At 63.9% G+C, this 13,736-nt stretch carries 11 protein-coding genes; 7 read left to right on the forward strand and 4 right to left on the reverse strand.

Features of this window, described 5'->3' with window-relative positions; all coding sequences use genetic code 11:
• Nucleotides 1–413 precede the first annotated feature (413 nt).
• The 4 genes from ACFQI8_RS01030 to ACFQI8_RS01045 are packed head-to-tail and all read left to right on the forward strand — an operon-like array spanning nt 414 to nt 6,111.
• A complete protein-coding gene (locus tag ACFQI8_RS01030) occupies nt 414–2,087 on the forward strand; it encodes an ABC transporter substrate-binding protein (protein ID WP_390242258.1) in 1,674 nt (557 codons plus the stop codon).
• Nucleotides 2,088–2,102: 15 nt separating this feature from the next.
• On the forward strand, nt 2,103–3,062 hold the full coding sequence (locus ACFQI8_RS01035) for an ABC transporter permease (RefSeq protein ID WP_390242260.1): 960 nt from the start codon (nt 2,103–2,105) through the stop codon (nt 3,060–3,062).
• Nucleotides 3,062–3,961: an ABC transporter permease gene (locus ACFQI8_RS01040; protein ID WP_390242262.1), complete on the forward strand. Its 900-nt coding sequence runs from the start codon at nt 3,062–3,064 to the stop codon at nt 3,959–3,961. The genes ACFQI8_RS01035 and ACFQI8_RS01040 overlap by 1 nt, the downstream gene beginning before the upstream one ends.
• Nucleotides 3,958–6,111 carry a dipeptide ABC transporter ATP-binding protein gene (locus ACFQI8_RS01045; protein ID WP_390242264.1) on the forward strand — a complete coding sequence of 718 codons (2,154 nt, stop codon included), beginning with the start codon at nt 3,958–3,960 and terminating at the stop codon, nt 6,109–6,111. The genes ACFQI8_RS01040 and ACFQI8_RS01045 overlap by 4 nt, the downstream gene beginning before the upstream one ends.
• Nucleotides 6,112–6,156: 45 nt before the next feature.
• Here the strand turns inward: ACFQI8_RS01045 and ACFQI8_RS01050 are convergent, their stop codons facing one another.
• Complete coding sequence (locus tag ACFQI8_RS01050) at nt 6,157–6,846, reverse strand: DUF1028 domain-containing protein (protein WP_390242265.1); 690 nt, start codon at nt 6,844–6,846, stop codon at nt 6,157–6,159.
• A gap of 373 nt (nt 6,847–7,219) precedes the next feature.
• Here ACFQI8_RS01050 and ACFQI8_RS01055 point away from each other — a divergent pair, with 373 nt between their 5' ends.
• On the forward strand, nt 7,220–7,414 hold the full coding sequence (locus tag ACFQI8_RS01055) for a hypothetical protein (protein ID WP_004967970.1): 195 nt from the start codon (nt 7,220–7,222) through the stop codon (nt 7,412–7,414).
• Between the two features lie 34 nt (nt 7,415–7,448).
• On the opposite strand, the gene ACFQI8_RS01060 is transcribed toward ACFQI8_RS01055, so the two are convergent.
• The 3 genes from ACFQI8_RS01060 to ACFQI8_RS01070 form a co-directional block, all read right to left on the reverse strand.
• Nucleotides 7,449–8,042: a SprT-like domain-containing protein gene (locus ACFQI8_RS01060; RefSeq protein ID WP_390242267.1), complete on the reverse strand. Its 594-nt coding sequence runs from the start codon at nt 8,040–8,042 to the stop codon at nt 7,449–7,451.
• A 559-nt stretch (nt 8,043–8,601) separates the two neighbouring features.
• Nucleotides 8,602–9,471 carry an SDR family NAD(P)-dependent oxidoreductase gene (locus ACFQI8_RS01065; protein WP_390242268.1) on the reverse strand — a complete coding sequence of 290 codons (870 nt, stop codon included), beginning with the start codon at nt 9,469–9,471 and terminating at the stop codon, nt 8,602–8,604.
• A gap of 682 nt (nt 9,472–10,153) precedes the next feature.
• Complete coding sequence (locus ACFQI8_RS01070) at nt 10,154–11,290, reverse strand: acyl-CoA dehydrogenase family protein (RefSeq protein ID WP_390242269.1); 1,137 nt, start codon at nt 11,288–11,290, stop codon at nt 10,154–10,156.
• Between the two features lie 118 nt (nt 11,291–11,408).
• Between ACFQI8_RS01070 and ACFQI8_RS01075 the strand changes: the two genes are divergently transcribed.
• Nucleotides 11,409–11,894: a VOC family protein gene (locus ACFQI8_RS01075; protein ID WP_390242271.1), complete on the forward strand. Its 486-nt coding sequence runs from the start codon at nt 11,409–11,411 to the stop codon at nt 11,892–11,894.
• Nucleotides 11,895–12,128: 234 nt separating this feature from the next.
• A complete protein-coding gene (locus ACFQI8_RS01080; RefSeq protein ID WP_390242273.1) occupies nt 12,129–13,727 on the forward strand; it encodes a long-chain-fatty-acid--CoA ligase in 1,599 nt (532 codons plus the stop codon).
• Nucleotides 13,728–13,736: the final 9 nt, after the last annotated feature.

Consider the following 13,736-nt stretch of genomic DNA (forward strand, 5'->3'; position numbering starts at 1 on the left):
TTTGGAATCCAGTCACACACGTGACAGTACTGGCTGGCGGCTGACGCGACCGATACGGCGGTTAATCGGGGGTGAGACGCTCCCATCGGGCGGCGTCTCCCCACCGCCTTCCAGAATTTCTCGGTGTCATCGGCGCAGGCGGCGGGCCGCGAGTCACGGCCCGCGGCGACGCGGGGGAGGTTGTCCCTCCGCGGTTCGTCGCCGACGCCGGGTCGGGTGACAGCCTCGAACCGCCCGCGGTTGACATCTCCGAAGTAATCTCGGTTCGCTCGGCGCGAAAGTGGCCATCCGGAACTTCTCTCGCGTTCGGTTCCCGGAACTGTCGCAGGGAGTACGGCTCTCGCGCCTCGATATAGTGATTGTACACACACAACCACAATTTTTATCACACAGTAGCGGATTTGAGGGTCTGTATGCAAGAGAATAGCAAGGGGAGCGACTCTCCCGATCGCACCGCTGATGGGACGCGTCGCGGTCGCTTCGACCGCCGCGCGTTCCTCGGGGCGGCGGCGACGACCGGCGCCGCGGCGCTCGCGGGGTGTACGGGCGGCGGCGCAGACGACGGCACGACAGAAGATTCGGGGTCCTCCGGCGGCAGTGACGGCACGGAGAGCACCGACACGACGACCGCAAGCGGCGGGAAGCAGGGCGGCACGCTCCAGTGGGGCGGCGCGGTGCCGGTGCAGGGTCTCGACCCGCACATCGACACCTCCGCGGCCTCCAAGCGCGTTCTGGAGAACATCTACGAGGAGGTCGTCGCACTGCAGGACGACTACTCCATCCAGCCGCATCTCGCGGAGTCGATGGAGGAGTCCGACGACAACACGCTCCTGACGTTCAATCTCCGGGAGGGCGTCACCTTCCACAACGGCACGGAGATGACCTCCGAGGACGTGCTCGCGAGCTACGAGCGCGTCCAGAACGGCGACTACCTCGCCACCGGCTTCTTCGACCACGTCGAGGAGCTTCGCGCCCCCGACGACTACACCTTCGAAGTCCAACTCACCGAACCGTTCGCGCCGTTCCTCGCGAAGATGGCGACGGCGGAGCTGTCGGTCATGCCCGCCGAGAACGCCGAGAAGGACATGGTCGAAGAACCCATCGGAACCGGCCCGTACAAGTTCGAGAGCCGCGAAATCGAGACCTCGTTCACGATGACGCGCAACGAGGACTACTGGGGCGCGTCGGACGAGGATGGCCCGTTCATCGACACCATCGTCAAAAGCGAGGTACCGGACCCGAGCGTTCGCCTCCAGTCGTTCCTCGCCGACGAGTACGATTTCATCAACGGCATCGCGCCGAAGGACGTCTCCCGCGTCGAGCAGGCCCCCGACGTTCGATTCGAGAAGCAGTTCCCGAAATCGCTCGTCTACCTCGGCCTGAACTGCGACGTGGCACCGTTCGACGACAAGGACGCCCGCCTCGCGCTCGACTACGCCATCGACAAGGAGAAGGTCGCCGAAGCGGCCCTCTACGGCACCGGCCAGACCACGGCGACCCCGGCGACGCCCGGTAGCCCGTGGGTCAACCCGGACATCGAACCGCGTCCACGCGACCTCGACAAGGCCCAAGAGCACCTCGACGCCGCCGGCATGTCCGACGGCTACACGGCGACGTTCAAAATTCCGCAGTCCTACCCGACGCAGGTGCAGGCCGCGGAGGTCATCGCCGCCGACGCCGCCGAGGTCGGCATCAACCTCGAAATCCAGCAGATTACGTGGAGCACGTGGCTCTCGGACGTCTACTCGAACCGCGACTTCCAGGCGACGACGAGCTCCTACCTCGCGCTCTGGTACCCCGACGTGTCGTTCTACAAGTTCCTGCACCCCAACGGGGCGTTCTTCTTCACCAACTGGGTGAACGAGGACTACAACGCGCTCGTCGAGGAGGCGCGCACCATCTACGACGAACAGGAGCGCGCCGAGCTCTACCACCAGGCGACGGAGATTCTCCACGAGGACCGCGCCGGTCACCTCTTCCTGTGGTGGCAACCGAGCCTCTACGGGGCCGGCTCGCAGTACAAAGGCGACATCGGCGCGCCCGACGGGTCGACGCTCCAGTTCGCCGACAACTGGCTCGACCGCTAACAGGGATTCTACACAATGTCGATGTACAACTACGTCTTTCGGCGCGTCGGGTTCATGGCGGTGACGCTGTTCTTCGTCACGCTCATCGCCTTCGCCGTCACCAATATCCTGCCCGGTGACGTGGCCCTGCTCATCTTGGGCCCCAACGCGACCGACCAATCGCTCGAAGCGCTCCAAACCCAACTGGGACTCAACCGCCCGCTGTACGTGCAGTACATCGACTGGGTCATCGGGCTCCTCCAGGGGAACATGGGCGAATCGCTCCGGTTCGGCGAACCCGTGGCGCGACTCATCGCCGAGCGGCTTCCCCGGTCGATGATGCTCGCGGTCGCCGCGACGCTCGTCGCCGTCGTGCTGTCGGTTCCGCTCGGCGTCTACGCCGCCGTCAATCAGAACGAAGCGCCGGACGTGAGCGCTTCGATGTTCGCCTTCGTCGGCATCTCGATGCCCATCTTCCTGTGGGGACTGGTGTTCATCCTGGTGTTCGCCGTCTGGCTGAACCTCTTTCCGACCGGGGGGTACGTCTCCCCGAGCGAGGACCTCGTCGGGTCGCTCACGCGACTCGTCCTCCCCGCGGGAGCGATGGGCTTCGCGCTCACCGCCTACATCATGCGGATGACCCGGTCGTCGATGCTGGAGGTGCTCAGCGAGGAGTACATCAACCTCGCGCGTGCGAAGGGGATGAGCCAGCGGGTCATCGTCCTCAGACACGCGCTCAAGAACGCAATCATCCCCGTCATCACGGTCATCGCGTTCCAGTTCAGCTACGCGTTCGGCGGGGTCGTCGTGCTCGAAGAGGTGTTCTTCTGGCCCGGCATCGGCCGGCTGACGCTGACCGCGATTCAGAGCCGCGACATCCCCCTGATACAGGGGTGCATCCTCGTGGTCGCACTCATCTACATGTTCTCGAACTTCGCCGCAGACCTGCTGTACGCGTACTTCGACCCGCGCATCCGCTACGGAGGTGACGACTGATGGCGACCGAACAGGAGACCGACCGCGGTCGCTTCACCATCACGCAGTCACAGCGCGACCGTATCGCCCGGTTCGTCCGGAAGTTCCGAAGCAACACGAAGGCGATGCTGGGCTTTTCCATCGTGGTGATGCTCGTGCTCGTCGCCGTCTTCGCGCCGCTCATCGCGCCGTACCCCATCGAGCAGACGAACATCGAAGACCGCTCGCAGGCCCCGTCGGTTGAACACCCGTTCGGTACCGACGACCTCGGCCGCGACATCTTCAGCCGCGTCGTCATGGGGAGTCGCATCTCGCTGTACGTCGGCTTCGGCGCTATCTCCGGCGCGCTCGTGGTCGGGGCGGTCGTCGGCGTCGTCGCCGGCTACGCCGGCGGGTTAACCGACGAGATACTGATGCGCGTCATGGACGCCGCGATGGCGTTCCCGCCGGTGTTGCTCGCGCTCACGCTCTTGGTCGTCCTCGGCCCGGAGTTGAGCAACGTCATCATCGCGCTGGCGTTCGTCTACACGCCGTACATCGCCCGCGTCTCGCGAAGCGCGGCGCTGGCCGAACGCAACGAGGCGTACGTCGAGGCCGCCATCGCCCGCGGCGAGAGCGACTCGCGCATCGTCTTCAGCGAGGTGTTCCCGAACTGCATGGCTCCCATGTTGGTTCAGGGGTCGCTGAACGTCTCGTTCGCCATCCTCGCGGAGGCGAGCCTGTCGTTCCTCGGTCTCGGCGCGCAACCCCCGCGGCCGTCGTGGGGGCTGATGATTAACACCGGTCGCGGCTTCATGGAGACCGCGCCGTGGATGTTGCTGTTCCCCGCGCTGGCTATCGGTATCGCCGTCGTCGGGTTCAACATGCTCGGCGACGGACTGCGTGACGTGCTCGACCCCAAAGTGGAGGCGATAGAATGAGCGCTCCCAGCACCGCGACCGACGGCGAGGCCGACGACGGCCCGCTTCTCGACGTGCGCGGACTCAGAACCGAGTTCCGCACCGAAAGCGGCCCCATCGTCGCCTCCAACGAGGTATCGTTCTCGCTCGACCGCGGCGAGACCATGGGTCTCGTCGGCGAGTCGGGCGCGGGCAAGTCCGTGACGGCGCGGTCGCTCATGCGCCTCATCGACTCGCCCGGCGAAATCACGGGCGGGCAGGTCGTCTTCAACGGGGAAGACCTCCTGCAGAAGACGGAAGCCGAGATGCGCGACATCCGCGGCAACCGCATCGCGATGATTCCGCAGGACCCGATGTCGTCGCTCAACCCGGTGATGACCGTCGGCGAGCAGATTACGGAGACGATTCGCCGCCATCAGGACGTCTCCAAGTCAGAGGCACGCCAGCTCGCCGTCGAGTCGATGGACGACGTCGGTATTCCCGACGCCGAAGAGCGCATCGACGACTACCCCCACGAGTTCTCCGGGGGGATGCGCCAGCGCGTCCTCGTCGCCATCGGCTTCTCCTGCGAGCCGGACCTCATCATCGCCGACGAGCCGACCACCGCGCTCGACGTGACGACGCAGGCGAAGATTCTCGACCTGCTCAACGAGATGCAGGCGCGCGAGGGGACGGCCGTGCTGATGATTACCCACAATCTCGGCGTCGTCGCCCAGACGTGCGACCACGTCGGCGTGATGTACGCCGGGAACCTCGTGGAGACGGCCGAGCTCGGCGACCTGTTCGACCGCCCGCGACACCCGTACACCCGCTCGCTCATCGACTCCATCCCGGAGGTCGACACCGACTACGACGAACTGCCGACGCTCGACGGCGCGATGCCCGACCTCGGGAATCTCCCGAGCGGCTGTAACTTCGCGCCGCGGTGTCCCCACGCCACCGAGGCGTGTCGGACCGGCGGCGACCCCTCGCTCGACGCCGTCGGCGACGGCTCCTCACGCGCGGCGTGTCTTCACGCCGACGACCTCGACCTCTCGGAGAGCACGGTCCCCGAAGCCGGGACCGGCCGCCGCGACATCGACCGCACCGGCGAACCGCTGTTCGAAGTGCGGAACCTGAAGAAGTACTTCGACGCCGGCGAGGGCGTCTTCGGCAACGTCCACCTCTCGTGGGAGGGCGGCGGCCTGCCGACTGTCGAACGGCGGCACGTCAAGGCCGTCGACGACGTGAGCTTCGACGTCTACCCCGGCGAGACCGTCGGGCTCGTCGGCGAGTCCGGCTGTGGCAAGTCCACGGTCGCCCGTACCGCGCTCCGCCTCCTCGAACCGACCGACGGCGAGGTGTACTTCGAGGGCCAGCCGCTCCACGAACTCGGCTCCTCGGAGATTCGGAGTCTGCGCCGCGAGATGCAGATGATATTCCAGGACCCGCAGAGCTCGCTCAACCCGCGGAAGACTGTCGGCCAAATCGTCGGTCGCGCGATGGAGAAACACGGCATCGCCACCGGCGAGGAAAAGCGCGAACGCGTGGGCGACCTGCTCGAACGCGTCGGGCTCTCGCGGGCCGCCGCGGGCAAGTACCCCCACGAGTTCTCCGGGGGCCAACAACAGCGCGTCGCCATCGCGCACGCACTCGCGGTCGAACCGAAACTCATCGTCTGCGACGAGCCGGTGTCGGCGCTCGACGTGAGCGTGCAGGCGCAGATTCTCAACCTCCTGAACGAGATTCAAGAAGAAGAGAACATCTCGTTCCTGTTCATCTCGCACAACATCGGCGTCATCCGGCACATCTGCGACCGCGTGGCCGTGATGTACCTCGGGAAAATCGCGGAGTTCGGGAGCATCGAGCAGGTGTTCTCGCCGCCGTTCCACCCCTATACGGAGAGCCTGCTGTCCGCGGTCCCCCACGCGAACCCGGACCGCGAGACGGACCGCATCCTGCTTGAGGGGAGCGTTCCGAGCCCCATCAACCCGCCGTCGGGCTGTCCGTTCCAGACGCGCTGTCCGAAGAAAATCGGCGACGTCTGCGAGCAGGACCTCCCGGAACTCGAAGCCGTCGACGGCGACGACCACTACATCTCCTGCCACCTCTCGGAGGCGGAGATGAGCCAACGCGACTCGTTTATCACGCCGTCGAAGCGCGCGGAGACCCGTCCGGCCGACTCGGACTGACGCCGCCCGCGCGGTCTCCTCTCAGTATTTGACGCCGATGTCGGCTCAGTACTTGACGCCGAAGTCCAGAATCTCGTCGGGGTAGTCGCCGAACTGCGCGTCCGTCTCGCGTCGAATCTGGGCTTTCGCGCGCCGCGCCTCAGCGAGCAGGTCGCGTAGGTCGGACACCGGTTCGTCGGAGAGGTCGACGCGGAGGTTGTGGTAGAACTCCGGCGTCGGCGCGTGGACGAGCACCGCGGCGCTCAGCTCGCCGCGGTCGTCGCCGCCCGCCGCCTCGCCGGCTTCGAGCGCCGAGACGAGTCGCTCGGCCATGTCGCCGTCGGTGGATTCGTAGGCTTCGGCGGTGGCGTCGACGACCCCCTCGCCGGCGAGCATGTTGCCCGCGACGGTGTAGTCGTCGCCGACGCGGTGGCCGGCCCACGAGACGCACTCACCGCCGGTGAAGGCGAACTCGCCGCCCGCGCCGACGCCGTGGACCTGCCGGTAGGCGGCGTGGTCGTCGTCGTCGAGGAGTGACTCGAAGGCGTCGTCGATTCGCTCGCCGCCTTCGGCGCGGGCGACCGCGTCGCGGCCGTGTTCGGTCTTCGTGTACGACTGCGTGACCGCCGCGCCGCCGGCGCTCACGTAGGGACAGGTCGCGCCGACGGCGACGGTGCCGGTCGTCACCGCCGCGCCGAAGACGTTCGCCTCGGGGTCGCGCGCCGCTATCGAGAAGGTTCCTGGGACGTGTCGCATGGGTTCGGTACTGGTTTCCGGTCACGCTCGCGCGGTAAATACTCTCCTCTCGCGGGCGCGACCGGACCGTGCGGGGCATCTCGACGGTCGGAGTTCGAGTCCGATTTCCGCCTCTCGCCCGCCATTAGTGCTGTGTATTTAGAACACAACTATATCGTTCTCATCTATATTTTCTGAACTATGGCTCCTGACATTTTGCTATAGCAGTTCAATTTTTTATTTCTGTTTTCTATAGGGTAAAAGTTTTACTTAATCTACACTAAATATGGTTCGGTGGCGTTTCAGAATTTTTTATTCTGTGCAATACTATTCCTCGCCGAGTGAGAGGCCGCTGGCTCCAACGCTTATGTTGTCGCGGCGGTAAGACCGGCGTATGAGACTCGGCATCGGTCGAAGCGGCGTGGCGATTCTCGTCGTGTTGTTCGTCATCCTCGGAGCGGAGGACGTGTACGTCTGGGCCGTCGCCGGCTCCGTCCCCGGCGTCGAGTTCTTCCTCGCGCTCGTGTTCGTCCTCGTTATCGCGTTCGTGGCGATTCGAGAGGCGCGGGCGCACCCGCCGAGTCGGTAGTCCGTTTCGGCGGCGGAGCGCTCGTTTTCGCCCGCTATCTCTCCTGTGTTCGACAGTCCAGCGGCGCTTCGCAACACGCGGAGCGATAGGCCGCCGACTCGCGAACCAGTTTACACTCGCGATAGCGGTAGGCAACGTCGGCGCCGCAGGCCTCGCAGGTGAGGATGTACGTCGGCTCTGCGAACCGGCGGACGCGAACCGGCGCGTCGACCGCCTCGGCGCGGCGCTTGAACGCCGGCCCGTGGTCGGTCGTACCGAACGCCTGGAACTGCTCGACGTGGACGAGTTCGTGTCGGAGCGTCGCCGTCCACTCCCCGCGGTCGAACGACTCGAACGCCCGCCACGACAGCGACACGGTACACGTCGGTGGGCCGCCGAGCCGGTTCGAGGACGACGTGCCGTCCCACTGCCTTGGTTCGCCGACCGTCGCGTCGTCGACGGTCGGTGTCTTCACCGCGGCCGCTCGACGCTTCGCGCGGGTAGACACTTCCCACTCGACGCGGTGTAGGTCCACGTCGAAGTCGTCGTCGCTCGCCGCGCGGCGGCAGTACGCCCGCGACCAGCTCACCAGCTCGTCTGCGGTCTCGACGGCGTCGTACGCGCTCTGGCTCCCGTTTTCGTGTCCCACGATTTCGAGCCGCGATTCGGAGCGCGCCGATATGTGTGTTTTGCTCGTCCGCGGTGGGTCGCCGATGTCGAAGGGGTGCGCTCGAACTCACGTCCGGGCGGGCCGAGCGAATCGCTCCCCTCGGGTGATTCTGTGCGTCTCGATTTCGAACGGCAGGGGATACCTCTCGTTTGACTGACTAAATTTATTGTGTCGTTGTCGGTGAGAGACAATGAGGTTAAGTAGCATCTGCGAAAGACGGGGCGGAAAATAGGTGAATCATATTTCGCTATATGAAATATTGGGTTCGGGTGTCCTCACAACTTCGGAGGATAGGCCGATTTCGAGTCTCCTCGACGGTTCGAAGTCGAGATACCGACAGTGCCCGATTCCTGTCCATTCCGAACGTGCTATCCAAACGGATGTGGTGTCTCGTCTCTCTGCTGGTGGTCTCACAGACTAATTCGATTCGGACAGAACTACTGGTCTGCGGTCGAATAACTATCTGTTGAGCGCTCAGTCGACAGCTTCACCGAGCCGTCACTGGCCGACTACCGCGGTCGGATGACGGTTCAAACGACTACCGTGAGCCGCCGTCGAGGCCCAGTTCGTCGTGGAATACCGACGTGAGGCGGTCGGCCGTCCAGCCGTTCTCGTTTATGGCGGTCCGCTCGATTTCGGGCTCCGAGAGGACGCTGACGGAGTCGCCGACGGCGCGTATCGTCCGGCCGGTGATACCGGCCGCGTCGTCGCTCATCAGCGCGGCGACGACCGGCGCGATTTTCTCGGCCGACTTCGACTCATCGTCGAGGAGACCCTCGGTCATCCGCGTGTACGCGATGGGCAACAGGGCGTTCACTCTGACGTTCGACGCGGCGAGTTCCTCTGCCGCCGTCCGCGTGAGTCCGAGGATGCCCGCCTTCGCCGCTCCGTAGTTCGCCTGTCCGACGTTTCCGAGCGCCGACGGACTCGTGACGCTCACGAAGGACCGCTCCGACGAGAGTCCACCCTCGGTCTCCCCGTCGCGGTCGCGCCAGTGGCGAGCGAGGTTCCGAAGGAGCGAGAAGTGGCCACGCAGATGAACGTGAATCACGGCGTCCCACTCCTCGCCCGTCATGTTCGTGAGATACGAGTCGCGGAGGATGCCGGCGTAGTTGATTGCCCCGTCGATTCGCCCGTACGCTTCGAGCGTGTCCTCGATGAGGGCCTCCGTGTACTCCAGACTGGTTATGTCGCCGAAGTGTGCCATCGCCTCGCCGCCGTCGGCTTCGATTTCTTCGGCGGTCGTCGCGGCTGGGTCTTCGGTGGTTCCCTCGCCCGCGAGCGACGTTCCGAGGTCGGTGACGACGACTGTCGCACCGTTCGCGGCGAGCTCCTCCGCGGTGGCTCGGCCGAGATCACCGCCACCGCCAGCGACGATATACACCTTTCCGTCGAGAAGGTTCGTCATTCGTACTGTTCTGTATCAATCGACCCGTATAAAATATGCGGGCGTCTCGACCGACCTTCGAACCGTCGTTACCTCTCGGGTGCTGGGTGCGCGCGGCGAACTTCGACGGGTCTGCGGTCCCAAGGACGACCTCCATGCTCGGCGACGCCCTTCGATTTCGCCGACGACCTCACGGATTCCAGCGAGGAAGATGTTTTGCGCCTTGTAAATGAGCATGTCGTCCGCGCGATCGAGAATCTGGAACCGCGGGGACGGCCGCCGGTACCTGCCCCGAACGGGAGGACAGGTGGTCGTCAGGTGCTGGCGAACGTGGGGTCCGACTGCGAACACGAGTGATAGTCCCGCATCCCGACCCAAACGAATATACATTATTGTATACATTATATAACAATTAAGCATTGACTATTGTGCACGTTCATTACTGTTTGGTGATGTTACAACGGTAATGTTGTAATAGATTCTGTTCGAACATGTCTGTTCCCGTTATTGTATACGAATATGTATACTTACTCGATTCACGGCGCATCGGCTCAGAGGGCAGGAAGCGGGCACCGAGAACGGTCTATGCGAAGCTATCGGTCAGAGTACACCAACTCCCACAGTCCTCGCCGACGGCGCGTCGTCGACGGCGTGACGGCGGGACGGTGGGGTGCGGGGCGGCCGTGAGTTCGGTGGCGCTCCGTCAGAGGAGTTCGCGAGCGATGATGTTCTTCTGTATCTCGTTCGTGCCCTCGTATATTTTCGTGATACGGGCGTCGCGGTAGTACTTCTCGACAAAGTTGTCCTCGACGTATCCCGGTCCGCCGTGTACCTGAACGGCCTCGTCAGCGACCTCGACGGCCCGTTCGCTGGCGAACTGCTTCGCCATACTCGCGAGTTTCATCGCGTCTTCGTCCCCGCGTTCGCCCGCGGAGGCGGCACGATAGGTCAGCGACCGAGCGGCCTCGACCGCGGACCCCATCTCCGCGACCTTGTGTTGGATGGCTTGATACTCCCTGATTGGCTTTTCACCCTGCGTGCGCGAGTTCGCGTAGTCGGTCGCCGCATCGAGGGCCGCCTGAGCGACTCCGACCGCCTGTGCGGCCACGTTGACGCGTTCGGTCTCGAAGAATTCGAGCAGGTGATAGAAGCCCCGGTCGACCTCTCCGACGACGTTCTCCTTCGGAATCCGGACGTCGTCGAGCTCGATTCCCGCGACGTCCGCCGCGCGAATCCCCAACTTGCCGGTGATGGGCGTCGCCTCGAACCCGTCGCGGTCCGTCGGCACGAGGAACGCGGTCAGTCCCCGGTGCTCGGCGTCTTGGGTCGTCCGAGCGATGATGATCGCGACGTCGGCGACGGACGCGCCGGTAATCCACTTTTTCTTCCCGGTGAGCGTCCACTCGTCGCCGTCGCGCTCGGCGCGGGTTTGAATACCCGCCATGTCCGAGCCGTAGTCCGGTTCGGTGAGCGCCATGCACGTTCCGACTTCGCCGGCGGTTATCCGCGGTAGCCACGTTTCGCACAGCTTTTCGTCGGCTTGATCTAACAGGAGCGTCGAGCCGAAGCTTCGCGCCTGAATCGCCAGTCCGATTCCCGGGTCTGCCCGCCAGAGCTCCTCTGTGTAAATCGCCATCTCCAGCGGGTCGAGACCGAGCCCGCCGTACTCCGAGGGGACGTTCGCCCCGACGAGTCCCGACTCGGCCGCTTCGGCGATGATGCTGTCCGGATACTCAGCGGTTCGGTCGTACTCCCGTGCGACAGGCGCAATCACTTCTTCGCCGAACGCGCGCACGCGCTCTCGAATCTCGTCGTGCGACCCAGCCAATTCGTAAGCCATTACCTCAATTTCAAAATACAGTGTTAAGTATTCTTCGACTATTATTTGGAATCGTTAATAATACCGGCCGTTCGACTGACCGGAGGAATTTTACCTGACGCGTGTGACCAACTACCGTGTGAAGCATCACAACACGCCGATACACGTCGAACACGTGGGCATCGCCGTCGAATCGGTCCGAGACGCGGAACCGGTTCTCGTCGCGCTCGGCTGTCAGAAACTGCTCGACGACACGGTCGACGACCAGTTCCGGTGGGCGTACTACCGACTCGGGGACGGCTCTCGTATCGAACTGATTGAACCGACCGGTGCGGACTCGTTTCTCACGCAGTATCTCGACGCCAACGGTCCGGGCCTCCACCACGTGACCTTGGAGGTCGCGGACATCGAGGCCGTCGTCGAAGCGATGGAGGCGAACGGGTTCTCCGTCGTCGATTACGAGCGCCGCGACGAGTGGGCCGAGGCGTTCGTCTCGCCTCGGAACCCGACCGGGACCCTGTTCCAACTCATGGAGTACCACGACGCCTACGAGCGCCGCCGGCCCCATCCGCCCGAAGAACTGTTCGTTTCCGGCTTCCGACTCAGCGCTCCCGACGACGACTGACCGATTCTCACTTCGCGGACCCAGTCGGCGATACCACCGCGCCGGCGAGCGGTTTCGCTCGCCGCTCGAGACACACTGGTAACAACAACCGGAAGATTAATTTAAATTGTGTAGAATTACTATCTGCAGGCGTAACAAAAGATAGCACACGCGAATTCAGATGTCCGCGGGCCACGGCTCCGTTCGACGCCGCGTCGACCGCGTACGAACTCGCAATCGGTGCGCACTAGACATATGCAAAAACCACTACTCACTACGGACTTCTTGGAACGGGCTGTCAAACTGTACGGGGACGAGGTCGGTGTGGTCGCCGACGACGGCACCGAGTTCACGTACGCCGAACTCGGTGAGCGCATCAACCGCCTCTCGAACGCGCTTCGGGAGTGGGGCGTAGAGAAAGGCGACCGCGTCGCCCTCCTGTCTCCGAACTCCCACTACTTCATCGAGACGCTCTACGCGTCGATGCAGTTGGGGGCGCTGTACGTCCCGTTGAACTTCCGACTCCAGCCCGAGGAGTACGACTACCTCGTCAACGACTGCGAGCCGACCGTCCTCATCGCCGATTACGACTACGCCGAGAAACTCCAACATTTGAAGGAGGCGGGCGACACCAGCGTCGAGCAGTGGGTGGCGTACGACGCCGACAGCGTCGAAGGCGAGTGGCACGACTACGAGACCGTTCTCGACGGGGCCTCCGCCGAACAGCCCTCGACCCCGGATATTCGCGAAGACGACGACGCGACGATTCTCTACACGAGCGGCACGACGGGGGACCCCAAAGGCGTCGTTCACACACACCGGATACAGCACTATCACGCGCTCATCCACGCCCACCACACGGAACTCGAAGACAGCGACACGATGCTGTGGACCTCGCCGATGTTCCACATCAACGGCTGGGGTCACATCTACGGGCTGACTGGCATCGGCGGGACGCACGTTATCCTCCGCGAGTTCGACCCCGCCGCGGTCTTCGACCGAATCGAAGAATACGACGTCTCGTTCCTCGGTGGGGCACCGACCGTGCTCAACATGCTGTTGGAGTACTACGAAGACGCCGACGTGCCCACGCGCGGCGACCTCCCCGTCCGCGTGGAAACCGCGGCGAGCCCCCCGCCGAAAAAGACGATTCGACGAACGGAAGACGAACTCGGCTGGCGTATCATCCACGCCTACGGTGCCACGGAGACGGGCCCCATCATCACGACCAGCAACTCGAAACGCAAGATTGCGAAGGGCGACAAATACAGCATCATCAATAAGCCCGGCTTCGCCACGCTCAACACCGACATTCGCGTCGTCGATACGGACGGTCGAGACGTCCCGCTCGACGACCAGACGAAAGGGGAGGTCGTCGTTCGCGGCAACCAGGTGCTGGACCGGTACTGGAACAAGCCCGAAGCCACCGACGAGGCGTTCAACGACCGCGTCGAGGGCTGGTTCCACACCGGCGACATCGCGACGATGGACGAAAACCGCATGATCACTATCGTCGACCGGAAGAAAGACATCATCATCTCCGGCGGCGAGAACATCTCCAGCATCGAAGTACAGGACACCATCTACGACCACCCGGACGTGACGCGGGCGGCGGTCATCGCGGTTCCGCACGAGAAGTGGGGCGAGACGCCGAAGGCGCTCGTCGTCACGCGCGAGGAGTCGGACCTGACCGAGGAGGGGCTCATCGAGTTCTGTCGCGAGCGACTGGCGCACTACAAGTGCCCGACCGTCGTGGAGTTCAGAGACAGCCTTCCGGAGACGTCGACGGGCAAGATTCAGAAGTTCGAGCTTCGACAGGAACACTGGCAGGAGGAAGAACGAGACGTGAACTGACGTGTCGCT

It is taken from the genome of Haloferax chudinovii (genome assembly GCF_042663345.1).
GTDB classification, from domain to species: Archaea; Halobacteriota; Halobacteria; order Halobacteriales; family Haloferacaceae; genus Haloferax; species Haloferax chudinovii.